Raw genomic sequence first — 20781 nt, forward strand, 5'->3', positions numbered from 1 at the left:
TGTATGATATTTATACGATTATTTATAGGAAAGGCCGGGTTTGCATGCTTTATGCACTTTTAGGAGACTTACATTCTAATATAGAAGATACGAAAGCTGTTCTCACTCATATTCAGCAGACAGCAAAGGAAGCAAAAATCATTGGATTAGGTGATTTATACGAATGCACGATTAGTAAGAAAAAAGCCCAAACGATGTCTGGGTTATCTTTACAAAGAGCAGCGATCGTTGAAAGTAAATTTGAAGAATTGTTAACCTTCCCCTCTATACGGGGCAATCAAGAAGAGCGTATTACACAGGTGACTGGTATTGAGCGCTTCAGGGCGTTACCTGAAACAATGGAGATTGATGGCGCCACACTTATACATGGGCACCAATTTAAATGGAGTGTAAGTTGGCAGCCAACATTCCTATCCTTTCAAAAACCACTGTTCTTCTTTGGTCATAGTCATGAATCAGGTCTTTATCATCAGCAGAAGAAATTACCGATTCGCATTCGCTATGGACAACCAATTGTATTACAAGATAAACAATACGGCGTAAATGTTGGCTCCGTTGTAGATCACTGCGAATGGTGTCTGTATGATAGTGAAAAGCGGACCGTAACCTTTATGTGTGTTCCTTCTATTGATAAAGGAACCGTGTCCTAAACCTAAAAAGAGCAAGCTAATAATTCTATTAGCTTGCTCCACGTTTTTAATGAATATATTGTTTTTTCCCGTCCAATAGAATTTCCTTTAACGCTTTGAGTTTGTCAATGACTACAAAGGATTCTTCCGAAATTTCCTTCAAGTATTTTTCCGCCTCATTTTTACGTCCTGCATTATATTCACGCACGGCTTTTTTAGCAATTTCATGTACAAGAATAAATGGCTGTTCTAATTCTACATACGCACGTTCATTACCTAATAGCTTTTTGCCAGTGCCATAATACCACTCACCAAGACGTGATTCTTTTGGCGAACCTACATCTTGCTCTGTCATCGTTTCAAAGCCTAGTAGTAAATTATAAATTTTCCAGCGCCATAATAAATGGTCGGTAATGGCTAGTTCAATGATATCCTCTTGGCTAATAATAAAGTTTTTAGAAATCGTTGAAGAACGGTATCCATCGATCATTTTACTTAATTTATAAATAGCAGAGCCCATATCAAAAACGATGACTTTACTTTTTTGCATACTTTCTGTAATTGTATGGTTCCGTTCAGAAATCGTTGTAGCGGATTGAGCTTGTACCTTTGTTGTTGTAGCTATTTCCTCAAAGCGAGCCCCTTGCTGCTGTAAACTCTTATTTAACTCTGCAAGTGTTTGAGTGATATGTAGTGTATCTGTAACACCTTGATGTAAGTCTTGTGAAAATTGAGTCGTTAATGAGCTAATATTGTTAGTAATATGAAGTAGCTCCTGTATATCTGTATGTATGGATTTGACAGATGTGCTTGTATCATCGGCAAGCTTCCGAACCTCTTCGGCAACGACAGCAAAGCCCTTTCCTGCTTCCCCCGCGCGGGCGGCTTCAATCGATGCATTTAAAGCTAATAAGTTCGTTTGATCTGCAATTCTTTGAATCAATTCCATCAGCTTCGCAACACTATTTACACGTTCAACGAGACGTTTAATATCCTCCTGCATGGATTTATGTCCTTCATCCGTTGTTTGTAGGATCGTTGATACTTGGTGTAACGAATCTAAATCCTGGTTTAATTTTTTTAAAGCAAGCTTTGTTTGCTCTGAAATATCGCCTACAGATGTAGCAATATCTTCAATGCTTTCATCTAGTTCATGCATTGATTGATCTGCTGCAATGATTTCCTGTTGCTGTATTTCTTGAAATTCGATGAGTTCCTTCACCGTATCCAACTGTGTGTTATACGTAATGATTTCACCTAATCCATTCACTACGGAACCGGCTTGAATTTCTATATAGGTTTCTAAAATAATTTGCTGATCGATTGTTACTAGGCTATCATACGACAATAGGACATCCAGCATCTTCTCTTGATCACGTGATAATTCTTTTACAATTAGCGGAATAATTAACTGATTAATTAATGTATAGGCCGAAATCATCCAATTCGGTAATACGCCTATCCGTGCATGTATATACGCTATTTTACGTCGCTTAAATACATAATCTAAATCTAATTCATCGTCAAACAGACTAATAAAGTGTGAATCGAATAACCCTTTTAAACGTTCGACTGTTGAATGTGTATGTATTACTTGATTAAATTCTGGTATTTCCAGCAAACGATCATAAAAATTATCAAGTATATGCTGTCGATTGTTTTCATAAATTTTACGTAAGAACCCAACAGATTCTCTTCTAATTCTTGATAGCGCTAAAAAGTCCAATTTTTCTTTAAAGCGCTCATTCGCCTCAATGTCAGAATTTTTGGCGGCTGAGAAATAATCATAATTTTGATTAATCTTTTTCCTTTTGAACATAATAACCACTCCCGTTTGTCTAAAGTACATGCATGTAGAAACTACTATTTGAAAACGAATAATTGAACTTCCTTCATTACCTTCATCTAATAAAACATATATATTTTACCAACAACAGAAAGACAAAAATAGATGCTCAAAAAATTCTTTACACTATCTTATTTACTTGTCCACTTTATTGACATTTTTCTTTGATAAACACTATTTCCACGCAGAAAAAGCGCTAAAACCATGATTGATCTTAGCGCCTTTTTCCTATAAAAACAGTTAGTTACTACTAGCACTCGCAATCGCAATTTTGTAAACTATCCAGTAACTTTTCCATCGCCTCTAGCTGCTCACAAAGCGTTTGAATCATGCATTTTAGAATTGGGATTAATTCTTGGCAAATACAAAATCTCAGTACATTTTGTGCTAATCGAATTCCTCCCTGATGATGGACAATCATTTCCCTTAAGTAGTTGATGTTAATGCTATTGGAAACTGGTGGTGCACACATTGCATTAAACATAGCTTCCGTAATTTCTTTATACGCACACATATACTCGTATAATTCATATTCTGAATTTTGTACAACACAGCATCTATTTTGTAACGCTTCAAGACTTTCAAGCATTTCTGTATGTGTTCGGATGATTTCTAATGCAAGATTTTGTACAGGAATATTTGTTGTGAAGCGTAAAACATTTTCTGACATTTGAATTGCTGCTATTTGATAAGGGATGATTTGCTTTATAAAATTTTCTGAAATACTACAAGTAATGGTTACATAGGTCATGCCCTGCATCATCTTTTTGAGGATGCGTTGATATTCCTCTAAATATATCTGTGTAACATTACTAAGTTCAATAGGTCTAGCCATTAGACACACTCCTTTCAGAGTAATGTATGCCCGCTAGGTTGTTGTGCGATAGACAATTGTACCAATTGCGCAATTTTTACAGGAACGTCATGATAGTTATAAGTTATACTGACTCTTCTTTATATGTATCCAAGCATGCTTGACAAATACATGTATTCGCCTTTGTCGTATTTAACAATTGCTCTGGAAACTTCCGTGTCATACACCAACATTCTTTTTCCTCTTTGGCGACACCACAATGATTTTCTTTCCCACATCGTGGGCATCTCTTTTCCGACATAGTCTAGGGCCTCCCTTTCTTTTCCCATCATTGTAAAGGAAAAAAGGAAGAGCACTCAAGACCTTACTCCTCCCCAGTCACTATTGATGCTTGTGAATTTCTTGTTTCACTTCATCAATATTTGTGTCACTATATATAGCCGTCCCATGTCCGCCCTGTTTAGCCAATAATGCTTTGACTTCATTGTAGGATAATCCTGCCTCGGTATTTTTCTGCTTCACTTCATGAATATCTGTGCCCGAAACTGTGAATTGACCTTCTCCATTTTCTCTATCCATTGTTCACTACCCCCTACAATTCATCCGGCTGTAATTCAATCAATTCATCGCCTTCTCTTTCCACCCTCTTATTAAGCTCCTTAACAGGGATAGCATCAACAGTTTGCATATCTTCATGCAAATCGAAAAGACTTATTGTATCTGATTCAACCATGTCAGGTTTGTCTTTACTATTTAAATTCATAAATATTTTCTTTTCATGTGGTATTTGTTCTTTATCCATCATGCCACACTCCTTTCTTCTTTAATGTGTGTAAAGATGAACAGATTATGTGTCTTTCCTATTAGCACTTTTATCGATGCGATGGTATTCAGAAATTTGAATGACACGTACATGCCTGGTATGCAATTCATGATAAATGCCTCTGCTATCTGTAAAGGAGATATATTGATCGCGTTCACTCTTTACCAATTTCTCTGCTTCTTGCTGCGACTCGATAAAGATAAACCTTCTGATATAATGTATTTCATCAAAAAAATACGTAATTTTAAATTCCCTCATGATATATGCTCCTTAACAATACGATGTTATTACTTATTCTATCCAAAGTCCTTAACAATCCATAATATCATTCATAAGTAGCATATAGTATAATCATAACCTGTATAAAGGAGGGATGGACGTTATTCATACCGTTAAACCTGGGGAAACGTTAACTCAAATTTCTCGTGATTATCGTACACCAATGTCTTCCATTATTGCAGCCAATCCAGGCATTCAACCAGACACTCTTTACGTCGGTCAACAAATTATAATACCTGGCTTTCCTGATCCCGTGACGATCCCATACCGTATTGAAATTTCTACAGAAAATCGTTGGCTACGCCTCTATAGAAATAATACCCTTCAAAAGCAATACCCAATAGCAGTTGGACGTATGCTACACGAAACACCTGTCGGCAGTTTCATTATTATTAACAAGGATCCAGATCCAGGCGGCCCATTTGGAACTATGTGGATGAGTTTATCAAAGGAACACTACGGGATTCATGGCACGAATGATCCTAGCTCCATTGGGCATGCTGTTTCTCATGGTTGTATAAGAATGCAAAATCCAGATGTTGAAGAATTGGCTAGTATTGTTCCTATCGGGACTGAAGTAGTGATTCATCCATAATAAATAAGGCTATCTATTGTGATAGCCTCCTCGCTTTCATTTATCCTTCTCCTCTTGACTGTGCAAGCTTCATTAAATAGTATTGCTCTTCACGCCACATATGATCCGCCATAGGTGCGGTAAATGTACCTAAAACCTCTGCACTCAATTCCATCTCTTCTAACTCTTTTAAAAATGTTTTGAATAATGTCATTTCTAACTCAACATCCTTATTAAACCGGTTTAAAGCGGGGAAGGAATGCATATTCGTTCGTAAATAACCTGTTAATTCTACTGCTTTTAAATAAAATTGTTCAAAGTGTTTGGCAAACTCATTACTCTTTTGCCTCAATCTTTTTTCGACCCCATCTAAATCGTCATGAATAATACCTGCGTGTCCTGAGGCATCCAATAGCCAAATTAAATGATGGTGAAGCTCATGAAATATTGGTGGTACTTCGCCTTTTTTTAAATAACTGAGCACATTTTGAAATTCTTCAAGTTCATTAACCATATGATTGACAAATGTTGGTGTTAAATGAATCCCAATATCTCCTGACAATTGATGCCTCAGTAGATGGAGTTTAAATTGTTTAAACTGCTCGACATTGTCATCAACGGTTGTCGAGAAAGAGATTGCATTGGCACCATCAATAGATGGCACATAGGTAAGCAGTCGAGTGAATTGTTGGATAAAATTTGTTGCCCTTTGAATATCATCCTTTTCAGAGGGATATAAAGCATCATGAATAAATTGCGCATGATTTTGCATGATTTCTAGCCAAAACCTATGCTCGAAAATTGCATGTTGCACAAAATTAGACAGGGTTAAACCTCCTTTGTTTTCTTAACTTTAAAAGAAGCGTGACGCTATCGTGCCAATTTTAAGTCCCCTCCATTCTATTCTTCATGAAATATAAATAGTAGTCTTCAGATCATCATGATCCATTTCGTATAGGATGAAACACTAAAAGCTATACTATCAATGGCTAAAGAAATTATTAGATGGAGTTACAACTTTAGGAGGGAGTATTTTGTCCACAAAGAAACAGTTATTATCCATTTTTGCCTTAGGTGGTATTAATGAAATTGGCAAGAATATGTATGTAGTTCAATATGCAGATGATATGATCCTTATTGATTGCGGAGCAAAATTTCCAGATGAAACGTTGCTCGGTATTGATTTGATAATCCCTGATATTACCTATTTGCTTGAAAATAAAGAAAAAGTTAAGGCTTTAATTGTGACGCATGGACATGAAGATCACATTGGGGGTATTCCATATCTCTTAAAAAAATTAAACGTTCCTGTTTATGCTACTCGCTTCACTTTAGGGCTGATCGAATTGAAGCTAAAAGAACATAAGCTGCTCAGAGAAACTGATTTAATTGAAATACATGCTGATTCAGCACTCAATTTGGGAGAAATTGGTGTAAGCTTCTTTAGAACTAACCATAGCATACCCGATTGCTTAGGAATCGTCCTTGCCACACCTGAAGGAAATGTTGTGCATACGGGCGATTTCAAATTCGACTTAACCCCTGTAAATAACCAATTTGCAGACATTCATAAAATGGCAGAAATCGGGTCAAAAGGAGTGCTGGTTCTAATATCAGAAAGTACGAATGCAGAACGGCCAGGCTTAACACCCTCAGAGCAACTTGTTGGACATCATATTGATGAGGCCTTTTTCCATGCTGAGCGCAAAATCATCATCTCAACCTTTGCCTCAAATGTGAATCGTATTCAACAAATTGTGCATGCAACCATTGCTGCTAATCGAAAGCTAGCCTTATTAGGTCGTAGTATGGTAAATGTTGTAGATGTCGCTATTGAACGAGGTTATTTATTTGTTCCTGATGATCTGTTAATTGATGCGCGTGAAGTCAAGTACCTTCCCCCTGAGGAGGTAGTAGTACTGTGCACAGGTAGTCAAGGAGAACCGTTAGCAGCACTCGCTCGTTTAGCAAATGGTAACCATCGGGAAGTTAAGGTTTTACCTGATGATTTGGTTATTCTCGCCGCGTCTCCTATTCCAGGCAATGAAAAAGGAGTTTCTCGCATTGTTGATCATTTATTTCAACTTGGCGCAAAAGTCATATATGGTTCTTCCAATCATACGGGAATGCATGTTTCAGGACATGGCTATCAAGAAGATTTAAAACTTATGCTGACATTTATGAAACCACAATTTTTTATTCCAATTCATGGTGAATTTCGTATGTTGCATCAGCACCGATTATTAGCTGAGTCTGTTGGTGTTCAAAAGGGCCATACGTTTATTATGAAAAATGGTGATGTTGTGGATATTGAAAATGCCACAGCAAGACAAACACGCAAAGTTCCATCTGGGGATACGTATGTGGATGGAATCGGCATAGGTGAAGTAGAAGGTATTGTTCTGCGTGATCGCAAGCAGCTTTCTGAGGACGGAATGTTGGTCATTGTCTTGACCCTTAGCAAAGCAGATGGTGCTATTATTTCAGAGCCTGATACTATTTCTCGTGGCTTTGTGTATGCAAAGGATTTCGAGGAGCTATTAAATAAAGTGAATGTCCTGACTAAAGAAATAATCATCGAGTTGCAGCAAGAAAGTAGACAAATACATGTCTTAAGGCGAGAAATAAAAAAAGCAGTAGGTCAGTATTTATTTACACAAACAAAACGGAAACCTATGATTTTACCTATCATTATTGAAATTTAAGCAGTCGGTGCGAGGATTTTTAAATCCACTACGCACCGACTGCTTTATGTTATTTGCTACATAACCTCTGAAAAATATGATACTGTTGCAAATCATTCAAAAAATCACCATTAAAAATATGATCTAGCATAGCTGTATATAGATAATTCAATTGTTCAAATCCTTGGTGTAAGCTGTCGGAATGCTGCTTTTCTTGTCTGGAAATATTATCAAAATGCTTTGGTAGTTCCTTAACTGCAGTGATTAATGAACCCTTATTCTTTAATAATTGTTCAACAGCATTTAATAATTGAACTACTTTATGCTGAATGGCTATAGAAGGTAAATCAATCATTAAACTATAGACATTACATCTCTCATTATTGTTCTGATACCATTTAATAAAATGAAATAAATAGTCACCGATTAGAATTGATTCATTCGGTATGATTGCAATGATATCATGGCTAATACATACATCTGTTTTACATTGATATATATACGTTTCCTTTAAATTCATTTTATTTAGAACGATACTTTGAGCGGGCACAAGTGAAAAAGAAAATTGTTCTTTCAACGTACTATCAACCTTTGGCAAATGACTAGTATCATCTTCCATCGATAATTCCTTTAGCGCTTCTTCAGTTATATAAGGAATACCATCCCTAGCAAAACGTTTTTTACTCGTGACCACCTTCCCAATTTTAATTTTTGCTACCTCTTCTAACAAATATTTCACCTTGCTTTCATCCTCCAATCTTACGTCCTACTTTGTAAACTGCTCTATAAACATTCACTTTCGATTTAATCCTAATAGCTTCGATTAGGCCATTTGACTAAGGAAAGTGACTACTCTAAAATTGTACCATTTTAATGTAACATTTTCTCTATTATACCACTATAATAGTATAGTCATTTCCGCTATTTTTCACTAGCTTTTAACATAGAGGTGAATCATATGTCAGACTTTTTAAAGCTAGTAGGTGAACAACTCCGTATTATTAGATTATCTAAGGGGCTAAGCCAGGAAGAAGTGGCCGAAAGAACTGGGAAATTGGGTTTCAGTAAAGGGAGAGTTTCCAATATTGAGCACGGACAATCAAATATAACCTTAAGTACATTAGAAACACTTATGAAGGCACTAGATATCCCTCCTGAGGAGCTTTTTAATTTTCAAAAATTATCTGGCGTTACTGATATTGAGGAAAAGAACCTCATGCTAGACATTCATCGATCATTATTAAGAGAACGCAATTTAGACGAAGTTAAATATGTAGTTCGTATTACAAAGGATTTTTTAGATACGATTGATTCACAGTCAAAGAAAAACAGCCCCAATGGTCAATGACATTGGAGCTGTTTCTTCACCTATATAAAAATTACATACCAAACTTTTGACGATAGCCACATTTTCTACAAAGCTCTTCAACAGCCTCTCTTCTTGAAAAGCCATCGATTATATTATTAGCACGTTCCCCATCCACTATTTCTGAAAACGATTTTTCATGAACATTTCCTAAATTAATGACCCCTTCGCCATCTAAGCAGCAAGGTACTACGGTACCATCTACAAGAATCGCAGCCTGACTACGAAGTGCGTGACAAAAGCCTTTGCCTTCATCTTCTGGCTCCAGTAAGCTAGGCCATCTAAATTCATGATCCTGATTCAAATAAATATTCGGGCCGATTTTCACACCCTTACCAGGCTCTACTTTTTCCTCGATGCGATAATCAAGATTATACTCATTTTCTAGTATTTCTAATGTTTCGCGGTTGCGACGTGCTGCAACATCCGAAACATGGTCTTGTTGTAAATTCCATAAGCGGTAGGAAATAATCGTTTTGTATTCTCTAGACTCCCGTACAAAGTCTAAAATATCGCCTAAATATTTTTCTCTGTTTTCCGAACCTTCATGCCCATCAAAGCTATGTAGAGAAAAGTTTATTTGACGTAATGCTGGTTTTCCTAATATTTTTTCACGGTTTTTCTTAATTAACGTACCATTCGTTGTAATATTAACCTTAAACCCTTTCGCATGAGCCGCATCCAATAATTGATCAATCCGTGGATGTAAAAGAGGTTCTCCCTTTACATGCAAATAAATATATTTTGTGTGTGGTCGGATTTCGTCCAATATTTTATTAAATTGCTCTACTTTTATGAGTCCCTTTGCTCGCGCTGTAGGTGGACAAAAACTACATGCTAAATTACAAACACTCGTTATTTCTATATAAACCTTTTTAAATGTTTTCAACTTTCCTTCACCGTTCCAGTTCCCTAGATATTCAAATCCCATTCATTTTAACAAATTTATAGGATAGATAGCAAAATTCGAGTGCTTCTCTCTAGTGAATATGGCTACACGTACAAATGAACTTCAAAAACTGTAATATCTTATTAGTATTAGTATCAATAGTCGAAAGGAGAGCAAACGATGCAAAGTTTCAATTCTAGAAAATTTAATGAACCTGAGGAACCCGAAAACAATTCTACTGAAAAACATGCTAGAAACCATATTACATTCAATTTTACATTCAATATAGGAAATACAGACTTCCATTTTGAGCAACGCGCAGAAGGCGGAGGACAAATCAATGAGGATGTGGGGACAAATGCCAATCAAGGTGGTCAAAATGCTAGTCATGGCAGTCACACACGCAATGTAAATTCTCAGTTCGCAGATGGTAATCGCCGTAGCGATATAGCTGGGAATGATAACAACGAAGCTGGTGAACAACAAGATATAAAGGTACGGGACAGCTTAGTCACTGACAGCGATATTCATTCCTCATCTAATCATAGTAAAAGCCATGAAAAGGACAATGATTTATTAACGGAAGAATAGAATTAAAAACTTCTATCTGTTCATTCACACGCTCAACAGATAGAAGTTTTTTGTTAAACATTTCGTTTATAGTTTTTAGTCCCATCATAGGAATACAACATCGGTTTACCATCCACATATGTCTCTAAATGCACCGGACGGCCCCACAACTGATATATATAAGGTAACACATTTTCTAAATAGTGAGGATCTAGCTCCATGCCTTCATAGCCATGCATTAAATAGAGCTCTCCATTTCGTAAATAATCTCCATTTTTCACTAAAATATAGGGGAATCCACCGTTAACCCGCATTGAAACAAGCTGATCTCGAACCATCTCATGATCTTTGTCGGTAATCCGATATTCATTCCCTTTCTTTTGAAATAAATATAAATCCTCACGCTTCGCTAAGTCTTTTGATAAATAATTACGAATAAAGGAAATATCTGACTCAATCTCTCTTACTTCAAATATTTTTTCCCGTCCCGTGTTCGGATGTACACCTAACCGCTTCATCTCATCAGTCGGGTTGTTATAGCGATTTTCTATATCCTCAAAAATTTTAATGCCAAGGTAATATGGATTAATGGATGTTTTAGAGGGCTGCACAACTCCTGCATTTAACTTGGCATATTCGATAGTTTCTGGAGTTGTTAGATTCAACTCCCGCATAATTCGTTGATGCCAAAAAGATGCCCAGCCCTCATTCATTATTTTGGTTTCTAATTGCGGCCAAAAATAGAGCATCTCTTCACGCATCATTGTTAATATATCTCGTTGCCAATCTTCCAGCTCGCGGCTATGTTCCTCTAAAAATAATAAAAGATCTTTTTCTGGTTTTGGCGGGAACTGCTTTAATCTCCGTCTAATTGGTTTATAAACTTTATCTTTTTCTTCTAAGCTCCATAAATCATCATATGGTGATTTTATTGGAGCCTTTTCTTCCTCTAGCTCATCTTCCTCACTCCAAGATAGCTTCGGTCTCATAATAGATGGATCAATATGTTCCTGAATAGCTAAAACGGCATCCAAAAACTGCTCAACCTCATCCTTACCGTATTCTCTTTCATAGCCGGCAATTCGTTCAGCCGTCGCTGTCATACTCTCTACCATATCTCTTCTTGTGTTGGAAAAACGTACATTATTCTTAAAGAAGTCACAGTGTGCTAAAACATGGGCGATAATCAATTTATTTTGCGTTAATGTATTCGTATCAAGTAAAAATGCATAGCATGGGTTAGAATTTATAACGAGCTCATAAATTTGACTAAGCCCTAAATCATATTGAAGCTTCATTTTATGAAATTGTTTTCCAAAACTCCAATGGGAAAAACGAGTAGGCATTCCATAGGCGCCGAATGTATAAATAATATCGGCTGGACAAATTTCATAGCGCATTGGATAAAAATCTAAGCCAAAACCTGAGGCAATTTCGGTAATTTCATCTATTGCTCTCTGAAGCTCTTTTGTGTCCATTTTACGCCCCCTCCCTTGAACGTTGATACTAATACAACTTCCATATCATTCCTCATTTTTCTTAAAAAAGCTCTTTAAAGCATCATAAACATCGCCTTTTTTTCTCAAAATATGATATCTAAATTTCGGATCATCAATTTTTTTATAGGTATACATAAGTGTCGAGAAGCGATTATGTTGATTGACTTCTCCATACCCAAACATGCTGGATACATCCATCAATTCAGCTACTAGTTTCAAGCACTTTTCATTATCCATTGAAATATTTTCACCATCTGAAAAATGAACAGGATAAATATTGTAGCGTGATGGAGAGTATTTTTCCTTAATTAATTCCAGTGCTTTTTTGTAAGCCGAAGAACAAATAGTTCCTCCACTTTCTCCCTTTGTGAAAAACTCATCTTCTGTAACTACCTTTGCTTCTGTATGATGGGCAATGAACTCAATTTCAACCGTTTCATATTTGGAACGTAAGAATTTTGTCATCCAAAAGAAGAAACTGCGAGCACAATACTTTTCAAATGCTCCCATCGAGCCACTCGTATCCATCATGGCAAGCACTACCGCTTTCGACTCTGGCTTTACCACTTCATCCCATGTTTTAAAACGTAAATCATCATTATGAATAGGTGTAATTTCAGCTTTACCGTGCATCGCATTGCGTTTTAATGCATTTAAAATGGTGCGCTTTTTATCCACATTACCCATTAACCCTTTTTTTCGAATATCATTGAACTCTATTTTTTCAGTGACGATTTCTGCCTTTTCCTTCTGCTGCAAATTAGGTAGCTCCAACTCGTGGAATAAGACATTTTGAATTTCCTCAATACTGACTTCCGCTTCATAATAATCTTGGCCAGGCTTGTCACCTGCCTCTTTTCCTTTACCTTGAGCTTGGTTGGCTTTACTGCCATCCCGTGCCACTACATCACCAATATTACTATCTCCTTGTCCTTGCCCTACATGCTTAGAGTTATCATAGTTATATCGAATTTTAAATTCATCAAGTGACCGTATAGGTATTTTTATAACCTCGCGACCATTAGACATCACAATACTTTCTTCACTAACTAAATCAGGTAAATTGTTTTTAATCGCATCTTTCACTTTTTCCATATGTCGTTGTTGGTCCTGGTGTCCTTTACGATGGAGGGACCAATTTTCCTGAGAGATAACAAAGCGTTTATTTTCGTGTTCAGTCATTTTTATCCTCACCCATCTATCAAATTCGCTTTTTCTATACTATGCTTGAGAAGCACTTTCTTGAACGTTTTTTATAAATTCAATAATTCATTCCCTAAAAACCCTTCATTTTGATAGTAAAAGGAGTGCCCTAATTGGGACACTCCTATCTGACTTGGAACAATAATAATTGTTTATCGATTCAACAGGCTTCCTACATATTGCAGCAACTCGTTAGCAGATGTTGTATTATAGCCATGCTCATCAACAAGTCTTGCGACTACCTCATTAATCTTCTTGAGTTGCGATTCATCCGGCATTTTTGATGAAGTTGTAATTTTCACTACATCTTTCAAATCGGCAAATAATTTCTTCTGAATGGCTTCTCGCAATCTTTCGTGAGAATTATAGTCAAAACGTTTTCCTTTTCGTGCATAGGCAGAAATACGAATGAGTATCTCCTCACGAAATGCCTTCTTAGCATTTTCTGAAATGCCAATTTGCTCTTCAATCGAACGCATTAATTTTTCGTCTGGGTTCATTTCCTCCCCAGTAAGCGGATCAAATAATTTATTTTTATTACAAAACGCCTCTACATTATCAAGGTAATTGTTCATCAATGTTTTCGCTGATTCTTCATAGGAGTACACAAAAGCCTTCTGTACTTCATTCTTCGCAATTTCATCATACTCTCTGCGGGCAACCGCAATATAGTTCATGTATTTCTCACGATCCTCTTGAGAAATGGAAGCATGCTGATCCAATCCATCCTTCAAAGCTCGTAAAACATCTAATGCATTAATAGATGGCACCTCTTTGCGGATAATTGCCGATGAAATACGATTAATAATATAGCGCGGATCAATACCGTTCATGCCTTCATTAGGAAACTCCTTTTTCAGTTCCTCTAAGTCAACGGAATTAAATCCCTCCACATTTTCTCCGTCGTACAAGCGCATTTTCTTAATCAGATCCACACCTTGTTTTTTCGGAACCTCCAATCTTGTAAGAACCGAAAAGATTGCTGCGGCCTTTAAAGCATGCGGCGCAATATGAACATGGGACATATCACTCTCTTTAATCATCTTTTCATAAATATGCTCTTCCTGACTCATCTTTAGGTTATAGGGAATAGGCATAACAATAATACGGGAATGTAATGCCTCATTCTTTTTATTAGAAATAAAGGATCGATATTCGGTTTCGTTTGTATGAGCTACAATTAACTCATCCGCACTAATTAATGCAAATCTTCCTGCTTTGAAATTGCCCTCTTGCGTTAAAGATAATAAATTCCACAAGAATTTTTCATCCAGCTTCAGCATCTCTTGGAACTCCATCATTCCACGATTAGCTTTATTGAGCTCCCCATCAAAGCGATATGCACGGGGATCTGATTCAGAGCCAAATTCACCGATTGTGGAGAAATCAATACTTCCCGTTAAATCGGCAATATCCTGGGATTTCGGATCAGAAGGTGTAAATGTTCCTATCCCTACGCGTTTATCTTCAGAAAAAGAAATTCGTTCAATCATGACGTTTTCAATACGTCCATCGTATTCCTTTTCAAGACGCATCGTATTTAAAGGCGATAAACTTCCTTCAATTCTTATGCCATACTCCTCAAAGAAATCATTACGCAAATGATGTGGAATTAAGTGCAATGGGTCCTCATGCATTGGACATCCCTTAATTGCGTAGACCGCACCCTCGTCTGTACGAGAATATTGCTCTAACCCGCGTTTCAATAAAGTAACAATTGTTGATTTACCACCACTAACTGGTCCCATTAATAATAAAATACGCTTTCTAACATCTAGCCTGCGTGCTGCTGGATGGAAATATTCCTCCACCAGTCTTTCTATAGCTGTTTCAAGCCCAAAAATTTCATGTCCGAAAAATTTGTACATTTTTTGCCCATCGCGTTCCTCTACACCAGCACTTTTTATCATATTGTAGACGCGTGAATGGGCTGTTTGAGCAACTTCAGGTCTTTCCCTAATAATGTTTAAATACTCTGCAAATGTACCTTCCCACTTCAGCCTATTTTCTTCTTCGCGATAGCTTTTCACTTTATCTAAAATGTTAATAGCCTTCCCTCCATTCAGGGCTTGATTTATAACATAGTATGAAGTAAATGACATGATGATACCGATTACTTTTTCTTTAGTGAAGTTTCTTCTTATTATGCTTTTTTTTATTGCCAAAAAAACCGGGAAAACATTGTCTAAATCGTAAGGAAAAAGCTTTCTGGAATGAAGATAAAAATTTCGGTTATTCTAAACTTTAGAAAGGAGGTCCATCATTGCATCATCATTTTAAGTTGTTTTTAACATTCATACTTTTAGGAATTACACTCTACCCGACTGCCTCGTTTGCAAAGGAGGAAGCAACGGAAGAAGAAATTATGCAGCAGCGTATGTCTTATTATGTACAATTTGATGAATTGCTCATCCCTTGGCATTTTTTAGCTGCTATTGATCAATATGAGAGAAATTTACAATCCGTTCGAAAAGATATCCCTAAGCGAGATGGCTATTTGTCCATTCAATTTTCTGATGAATATTGGTCTGGCGCATTAAATCCTGTAAAGGAAGACAGCAAACCCGAAACAATTAGCTATTTTGGAGGAATGGGCCTAGACGGAAATAATGATGGAATTGCTAGCCCTAAGGACGATGAGGATGTCATCTTCTCAATGGCAAGTTTCTTAGCTAAATATGGAACAACTGATGAGGATTTTAAATTAGCCTTATGGGAGTACTATGGCAGCGAAGAAGCAGTTAATCAAATTTTTACTATTTCTACTTTATATAGACATTATAAAACCATCGAGCTTGATGCACATACCTTCCCACTTAATATCCGCTCTACTTACAGCTATCGAGGAACATGGGGCGCCAATAGAGGTTGGGGTGGACGTCGTATACATGAGGGAACTGATATTTTTGCCAATTATGGAACACCTGTATTATCTACCTCCTATGGGGTTGTCGAAGTAAAAGGTTGGAACCAATTTGGCGGCTGGCGTATCGGCATTCGTGATAATCATAACTCCTATCACTATTATGCCCACCTTGGAAGTTATCATAAGGACATTGAAGTAGGCACAATTGTGGAGCCCGGCACTGTGCTCGGCTATGTTGGAAGCTCTGGTTATGGCAAAGAAGGTACATCTGGAAAATTCCCACCTCATCTTCATTATGGCATCTACAAATTTAATGGAAGAACTGAATGGGCATTTGATCCTTATCCTTCTTTACTACAGTGGGAGCGGCAGGCAAAAAGTAAAAAACAATAAATATATGATTCAAGACACTTGAGGCATTTCGCTTCAGGTGTTTTTTCTTTGCAATTAGGAAATTTCACATAATTATATTAATCAACCGGCGATCAGCTGTACATATTTTACTATTGGTAAAAGAAAAATAATTATACTGTTGAACTAAAAAACTATTTTTAATTATTTTTACCAAATGGCTTATTAATCTATCTAAATAGTTATAAAATAAAAGTTGTTATTCAAAATACTCTATATGGAGTTAGGTAAAGGGATGGGGAAATGAAAGGCATTTATCAGTTTAAAACACTTAAAGCAAAAATTTTAAGTGCATTTATACTTTTGTTAGTTTTAGTCGTTAGCTTTACAGGTTACACTTACACTTCCAATACAGCTATGGAGAAACAAGCAAAAGCTTTAGTGAAGGAAGATTTAGTAGTACTCAATGCAAGTAACAATTTAGCACTCTCTATGAGTGTCCGATTGTCGGCAGCCTTAAACTATGTGTTAACCGGCGATGAAAAATATAAGGAAACGTTTAATGAGTATCGTCAAATAGCTGAGGATAATAATGCGCTTCTAGACAAATATGATACATCCGAGGAACGCACTAAAACTGTAGAACTTGCACGTGATTGGAGCCAAATTGTGAAGACAGAGGTATTCGATGTCTATCAACAGGGCAATAAGGAACTAGCTTTAGAAAATTTAATGGATACACAAAATCTCGTTTCGAACGTACGTAATGGCTATGAACAGCTAGCTAATGACCGTGAAGAAGCTATTACAGCTGTTGGTAATGATGTTGTAACAACGAGCTCTACCAATCGTACGATCGGTATTATTTTCAGCTCTATCTTAACGATTATTGGTATTCTAATCGCCATTGTTACAGCTAGTACGATTTCTAAGCCCATTAAGGTAGTAGCAAATCGTATGAAGGAACTAGCAGATGGTAATTTACAGCTAGATCCATTAACTGTAAAAACACGAGATGAAATTGGAACGTTAATGTTTTCAGCAAACGAGATGAATGTTCAATTAAAGCAAACTATTCAATCCATCTATACGGTTTCTGAAACGGTAGCAGCAAGTAGCGAGGAGCTAGCGCAATCTTCCAATGAAGTACAGGCAGGTACTGAACAAATTACAGTGACTATGCAGGAGCTAGCCTCTGGCACAGAAACGCAAGCCTCTACAACAGGTGATTTAGCAGAAACGATGACAGCGTTCAAACGTAGTATTCAAGAAACAACACAAGAAGGTACCGAGCTAAAAGAGCATTCTAGCCAGGTTCAAGATTTAACGATTAGTGGCAAAAACTTAATGATTCAATCTACACAACAAATGGCCGCTATTAATGAAATAATGTTAGATTCCGTGAAAAAGGTGGAAAATTTGAATGATCAGTCTGCTGAAATCTCCAAACTGGTTTCTGTCATAGATGATATTTCCAGCCAAACCAATTTACTCGCTTTAAATGCAGCTATTGAAGCAGCACGAGCAGGTGAACATGGGAAGGGCTTCGCCGTTGTAGCAGATGAGGTCCGCAAGCTTGCCGAACAAGTACAATTCTCAGTAACTGATATTTCAACAATCGTCAACCGTATTCAAGGTGAGACAGGTACTGTCACTACTGCCTTACAAACAGGCTATGAGGAAGTCAAAAGAGGAACAGCACAGCTTGATCAAACAAGTGAAACATTTGAACAAATATCTAGTGCTGTAGAGGATATGATTGATAATATTACAACTATCTCCGATAATTTAAATCAACTAGCCGATGGTTCAGAATCGATCAATGCTTCTATTGATGAGATGGCCTCCATTTCACAGGAATCCGCTGCGGGAGTTGAGCAAACGACAGCGACTGTGGAGGAAACGGCCGCTACTATGGATGAAATAGCTCGAAGCGCTAATCAGCTCGCTGGATTAGCCGAGGAATTAAATGGCCAATTAAAACAGTTTAAAATTTAAAAGAACGATGTTAAAAGCTATCTCAATTTTTTCTAGATTTGAGATAGCTTTTTTTGTTTTCATTATTGCCAATGTCTAATTGGAACTCTTTCCAGCTCATGGCGCTTAATAATGACACTTATCTTTTGAAACCATTTCTCACATAATTCCATTGCTTCTTCATATTCTTCCTCATCTCTTGCTATAGGATGTTCACCCTGATCCATAAATATATACTCTAAAATAGGCTCTGATAAATGATCGACTACAAACTTTAATGATAGTTGTGAAACAGTATCATCCTCATCATCTTCCTCTTCTTCTGCTAAATCTTCCTCTTCCCCTAACAACGAGCTGCTCATTAAGTAATTTTTAGTTCGGAGGACGAACATTTCATCCTCCATCATAGCTATTTCATAGATTTTACTAAACGGAATTTCTATTATTTTAAGTTCATCCTCTAATTCTTCCCTTTGAGCGAAGATGAGCATATTTGTATGTTCATTTAACAATAACCCCTTTAAAGCGTCCTCTGATAATAGGCATTGAGTGTGAGGGATCGCCTTCATCTCCTCCTCACTAGCTTCCTTCATTTGTGCATACTTTTGTGATTCCACATAACGCTCTTTTATATACCGAATAATTCCAATACTCACTAATGCTAAACCGATTAAAAAAAAGAGCTGCTTAATAACGGCTAGTTCAATCGCATTTGCTAGAAAAAGATAGATGATCCCTAATAAAATGAAGAAAATAATTTTCAAGTATATCCCGCCTTTATGAAGATAATCGCTAGAGAAATAGTTTAATGTACTAGCAATCTATTCATGAATCTATCTTTTCATACTTATTTCTTCATCATAAAAAAACATGAGATCGATGAATGTACAAGGATCTCATGTTCTCTATTAGCGACCGACTAATTCTTCTTTACTGCTTACGTCGTCTAGTGTTTTATCTTTTTCTATTTTGTGCATCTCAAGGACATGCTGTGATGGTGGCACTAGTAGGCTTACGACTACAATAGTAATCCCCGTTATAACAACGCCCGAAAATACAGGTGCCTGCCATAATTCATTTAATAGACCAATGAATCCTTCTGATTGAATGGTCAAACTAGGCACAAATGTCAATGAAGTAACAATGTAATAGATTAGGCCAACGGAAATACTTGCCCATACGGCAGGCGTACTCACACGTTTCCAAAAGGGTCCTAAAACGATTGGCCAGAATATCGTTACAAAAATAACATCCCATGCTAAATACGCTAAATCAATAACTTTTTGAAAGCTTACCGCTAACACTAGCCCTAGTAAAGCACTTGATAGAATGACAGAGCGTGAAAATCTTAGCAGCTTTTTAGGATCAGGATTACGATTAATAAAATCTAAATAAATGTTCTTTGTGACAATTCCCGAAGTCGCTACATAGCATGCGGCTACCGTAGACATGCCCATAGCTGCCATGGCTGTTAAAAAAATTGCTGCCAAAAGCGGTGGGAAATAACCTTGTGCAAAGGTAAGCATCAATGTTTCTGGGTTAGTACTATTAGGATAAATAGATTTGAAAGCTTCACCTAACATTCCTGGAATCCAGCTGATAGCAATAACTATAGTTCCCGCAATGATCATACTGCGCTGAGCTACTCTTGGACTTTTCGCCGCTGCTACCCTTTGACCAAGGTCAACAGCTGGAATGTCCCCAAGTGCTAAGACAAGATATAGCGTCCAAAACTCGGCTCCTGCCTTCTCAAACAATGTATGAATATTCCACCACTCAGGGTTAAAGGTCACGTCTGGATAGTAAAATAAAATAAAGATAGTAATTCCTAGAATCCCTGCTACGGCAAGTGCACCCTGTACAATTTCTGTATAAGCGACTGCCCATAAACCACCTATAACCGAATAGATGGCTGTTAACGATACAAATAGAAGTGCTGCAGGAATGAAGTCAATTTGTAATAGCTGCTGAATAATATATGTACCACCGACTGTTAATGCTGCCGCATTAAACACACCAAAGGCAATGGCCATTACGATACCTGTATAGGCGCCTAGTTTTTTACTACCATAGCGTAAGCCATAGTAATCTGCTAATGTCCAGCCCTTTAAACGACGTAGTGGTTTTGTCCAAATGAGTGCACCAAGAATCATACAAGTTCCTAAGCCACCCATTGTTGCTGAACCTTCAAAGCCTCCACTCGTATACCCTGAGCCGACTGCTGCAAAAAAGAATGGAGCAGCTAATAAAGCCGCGACTAAACTTCCTGTGACAACAGAAAGAGGCATACTCCATCCAGCAACAATTAAATCCTCTGCGGTGTTGACACGCTTGTACCCTTTATAGCCAATATAATAAATAAATAGTAAGTATAAGCTAAAGATGATTATATTTAACATGCTCGTACTCCT

At 37.0% G+C, this 20781-nt stretch carries 21 protein-coding genes; 7 read left to right on the forward strand and 14 right to left on the reverse strand.

Annotated elements, in window-relative coordinates; all coding sequences use genetic code 11:
- Positions 1-44: 44 nt before the first annotated feature.
- Positions 45-650 carry a metallophosphoesterase family protein gene (locus B3D94_RS11645; RefSeq protein WP_069482693.1) on the forward strand — a complete coding sequence of 202 codons (606 nt, stop codon included), beginning with the start codon at positions 45-47 and terminating at the stop codon, positions 648-650.
- A gap of 46 nt (positions 651-696) precedes the next feature.
- Here the strand turns inward: B3D94_RS11645 and B3D94_RS11650 are convergent, their stop codons facing one another.
- From B3D94_RS11650 to B3D94_RS11675, 6 genes are all read right to left on the reverse strand, one after another.
- On the reverse strand, positions 697-2448 hold the full coding sequence (locus B3D94_RS11650; protein ID WP_193833136.1) for a methyl-accepting chemotaxis protein: 1752 nt from the start codon (positions 2446-2448) through the stop codon (positions 697-699).
- 277 nt (positions 2449-2725) lie between these two features.
- Positions 2726-3310, reverse strand: a complete 585-nt coding sequence (locus B3D94_RS11655; RefSeq protein ID WP_008173590.1) for a DUF305 domain-containing protein — start codon at positions 3308-3310, stop codon at positions 2726-2728.
- Between the two features lie 103 nt (positions 3311-3413).
- Positions 3414-3590, reverse strand: a complete 177-nt coding sequence (locus B3D94_RS11660; protein WP_193833137.1) for a cysteine-rich CWC family protein — start codon at positions 3588-3590, stop codon at positions 3414-3416.
- Between the two features lie 80 nt (positions 3591-3670).
- Positions 3671-3868 carry a gamma-type small acid-soluble spore protein gene (locus B3D94_RS11665; RefSeq protein ID WP_291757344.1) on the reverse strand — a complete coding sequence of 66 codons (198 nt, stop codon included), beginning with the start codon at positions 3866-3868 and terminating at the stop codon, positions 3671-3673.
- 13 nt (positions 3869-3881) lie between these two features.
- The gene (locus B3D94_RS11670; protein ID WP_414673987.1) at positions 3882-4094 is read right to left on the reverse strand and encodes a hypothetical protein; all 213 of its coding nucleotides are present in this window, start codon (positions 4092-4094) and stop codon (positions 3882-3884) included.
- Between the two features lie 42 nt (positions 4095-4136).
- On the reverse strand, positions 4137-4370 hold the full coding sequence (locus B3D94_RS11675; protein ID WP_258269981.1) for a hypothetical protein: 234 nt from the start codon (positions 4368-4370) through the stop codon (positions 4137-4139).
- Positions 4371-4485: 115 nt separating this feature from the next.
- Here B3D94_RS11675 and B3D94_RS11680 point away from each other — a divergent pair, with 115 nt between their 5' ends.
- A complete protein-coding gene (locus tag B3D94_RS11680; protein WP_291757345.1) occupies positions 4486-4986 on the forward strand; it encodes a L,D-transpeptidase family protein in 501 nt (166 codons plus the stop codon).
- Between the two features lie 40 nt (positions 4987-5026).
- On the opposite strand, the gene B3D94_RS11685 is transcribed toward B3D94_RS11680, so the two are convergent.
- Entirely contained in the window at positions 5027-5791 is a 765-nt protein-coding gene (locus B3D94_RS11685; protein WP_291757362.1) for a DUF2935 domain-containing protein, read from the reverse strand.
- Between the two features lie 208 nt (positions 5792-5999).
- Here B3D94_RS11685 and B3D94_RS11690 point away from each other — a divergent pair, with 208 nt between their 5' ends.
- A complete protein-coding gene (locus tag B3D94_RS11690) occupies positions 6000-7670 on the forward strand; it encodes a ribonuclease J (RefSeq protein ID WP_291757346.1) in 1671 nt (556 codons plus the stop codon).
- 49 nt (positions 7671-7719) lie between these two features.
- Here the strand turns inward: B3D94_RS11690 and B3D94_RS11695 are convergent, their stop codons facing one another.
- Positions 7720-8388, reverse strand: coding sequence for a hypothetical protein (locus B3D94_RS11695; RefSeq protein WP_291757347.1), 669 nt, complete (start codon positions 8386-8388; stop codon positions 7720-7722).
- Between the two features lie 219 nt (positions 8389-8607).
- Here B3D94_RS11695 and B3D94_RS11700 point away from each other — a divergent pair, with 219 nt between their 5' ends.
- On the forward strand, positions 8608-8997 hold the full coding sequence (locus tag B3D94_RS11700) for a helix-turn-helix domain-containing protein (RefSeq protein WP_031416838.1): 390 nt from the start codon (positions 8608-8610) through the stop codon (positions 8995-8997).
- 31 nt (positions 8998-9028) lie between these two features.
- Here B3D94_RS11700 and B3D94_RS11705 read toward each other — a convergent pair whose 3' ends face one another.
- A complete protein-coding gene (locus B3D94_RS11705) occupies positions 9029-9904 on the reverse strand; it encodes a radical SAM/SPASM domain-containing protein (protein ID WP_069482701.1) in 876 nt (291 codons plus the stop codon).
- Between the two features lie 180 nt (positions 9905-10084).
- Here B3D94_RS11705 and B3D94_RS11710 point away from each other — a divergent pair, with 180 nt between their 5' ends.
- Entirely contained in the window at positions 10085-10495 is a 411-nt protein-coding gene (locus tag B3D94_RS11710) for a hypothetical protein (RefSeq protein ID WP_258269984.1), read from the forward strand.
- 53 nt (positions 10496-10548) lie between these two features.
- Here B3D94_RS11710 and B3D94_RS11715 read toward each other — a convergent pair whose 3' ends face one another.
- From B3D94_RS11715 to B3D94_RS11725, 3 genes are all read right to left on the reverse strand, one after another.
- Positions 10549-11952 carry a SpoVR family protein gene (locus B3D94_RS11715; protein ID WP_291757348.1) on the reverse strand — a complete coding sequence of 468 codons (1404 nt, stop codon included), beginning with the start codon at positions 11950-11952 and terminating at the stop codon, positions 10549-10551.
- Between the two features lie 45 nt (positions 11953-11997).
- A complete protein-coding gene (yhbH, locus tag B3D94_RS11720; RefSeq protein ID WP_069482704.1) occupies positions 11998-13155 on the reverse strand; it encodes a sporulation protein YhbH in 1158 nt (385 codons plus the stop codon).
- Between the two features lie 173 nt (positions 13156-13328).
- Positions 13329-15224: a PrkA family serine protein kinase gene (locus B3D94_RS11725; protein ID WP_069483423.1), complete on the reverse strand. Its 1896-nt coding sequence runs from the start codon at positions 15222-15224 to the stop codon at positions 13329-13331.
- 215 nt (positions 15225-15439) lie between these two features.
- On the opposite strand from B3D94_RS11725, the gene B3D94_RS11730 reads away from it, so the two are divergent.
- Complete coding sequence (locus B3D94_RS11730; protein ID WP_069482705.1) at positions 15440-16435, forward strand: M23 family metallopeptidase; 996 nt, start codon at positions 15440-15442, stop codon at positions 16433-16435.
- Positions 16436-16696: 261 nt separating this feature from the next.
- Positions 16697-18391 carry a methyl-accepting chemotaxis protein gene (locus B3D94_RS11735; protein ID WP_291757349.1) on the forward strand — a complete coding sequence of 565 codons (1695 nt, stop codon included), beginning with the start codon at positions 16697-16699 and terminating at the stop codon, positions 18389-18391.
- Positions 18392-18453: 62 nt separating this feature from the next.
- Here the strand turns inward: B3D94_RS11735 and B3D94_RS11740 are convergent, their stop codons facing one another.
- Both B3D94_RS11740 and B3D94_RS11745 read right to left on the reverse strand, forming a co-directional pair.
- Positions 18454-19134, reverse strand: a complete 681-nt coding sequence (locus tag B3D94_RS11740; protein ID WP_193833148.1) for a hypothetical protein — start codon at positions 19132-19134, stop codon at positions 18454-18456.
- Between the two features lie 144 nt (positions 19135-19278).
- Complete coding sequence (locus B3D94_RS11745; RefSeq protein ID WP_193833149.1) at positions 19279-20769, reverse strand: sodium:solute symporter family protein; 1491 nt, start codon at positions 20767-20769, stop codon at positions 19279-19281.
- Between the last annotated feature and the right edge of the window lie 12 nt (positions 20770-20781).

This window comes from Lysinibacillus sp. UBA5990 (genome assembly GCF_002429815.1).
In the GTDB taxonomy this organism is placed as follows: Bacteria; Bacillota; Bacilli; order Bacillales_A; family Planococcaceae; genus Lysinibacillus; species Lysinibacillus fusiformis.

Bases quoted from the DNA above. Each gene is read 5' to 3' on its own strand.
- B3D94_RS11645 (WP_069482693.1), top strand. From the start codon at position 45: ATGCTTTATGCACTTTTAGGAGACTTACATTCTAATATAGAAGATACG.
- B3D94_RS11650 (WP_193833136.1), bottom strand. From the start codon at position 2,448: ATGTTCAAAAGGAAAAAGATTAATCAAAATTATGATTATTTCTCAGCC.
- B3D94_RS11655 (WP_008173590.1), bottom strand. From the start codon at position 3,310: ATGGCTAGACCTATTGAACTTAGTAATGTTACACAGATATATTTAGAG.
- B3D94_RS11660 (WP_193833137.1), bottom strand. From the start codon at position 3,590: ATGTCGGAAAAGAGATGCCCACGATGTGGGAAAGAAAATCATTGTGGT.
- B3D94_RS11665 (WP_291757344.1), bottom strand. From the start codon at position 3,868: ATGGATAGAGAAAATGGAGAAGGTCAATTCACAGTTTCGGGCACAGAT.
- B3D94_RS11670 (WP_414673987.1), bottom strand. From the start codon at position 4,094: ATGATGGATAAAGAACAAATACCACATGAAAAGAAAATATTTATGAAT.
- B3D94_RS11675 (WP_258269981.1), bottom strand. From the start codon at position 4,370: ATGAGGGAATTTAAAATTACGTATTTTTTTGATGAAATACATTATATC.
- B3D94_RS11680 (WP_291757345.1), top strand. From the start codon at position 4,486: ATGGACGTTATTCATACCGTTAAACCTGGGGAAACGTTAACTCAAATT.
- B3D94_RS11700 (WP_031416838.1), top strand. From the start codon at position 8,608: ATGTCAGACTTTTTAAAGCTAGTAGGTGAACAACTCCGTATTATTAGA.
- B3D94_RS11710 (WP_258269984.1), top strand. From the start codon at position 10,085: ATGCAAAGTTTCAATTCTAGAAAATTTAATGAACCTGAGGAACCCGAA.
- B3D94_RS11715 (WP_291757348.1), bottom strand. From the start codon at position 11,952: ATGGACACAAAAGAGCTTCAGAGAGCAATAGATGAAATTACCGAAATT.
- yhbH (WP_069482704.1), bottom strand. From the start codon at position 13,155: ATGACTGAACACGAAAATAAACGCTTTGTTATCTCTCAGGAAAATTGG.
- B3D94_RS11735 (WP_291757349.1), top strand. From the start codon at position 16,697: ATGAAAGGCATTTATCAGTTTAAAACACTTAAAGCAAAAATTTTAAGT.
- B3D94_RS11745 (WP_193833149.1), bottom strand. From the start codon at position 20,769: ATGTTAAATATAATCATCTTTAGCTTATACTTACTATTTATTTATTAT.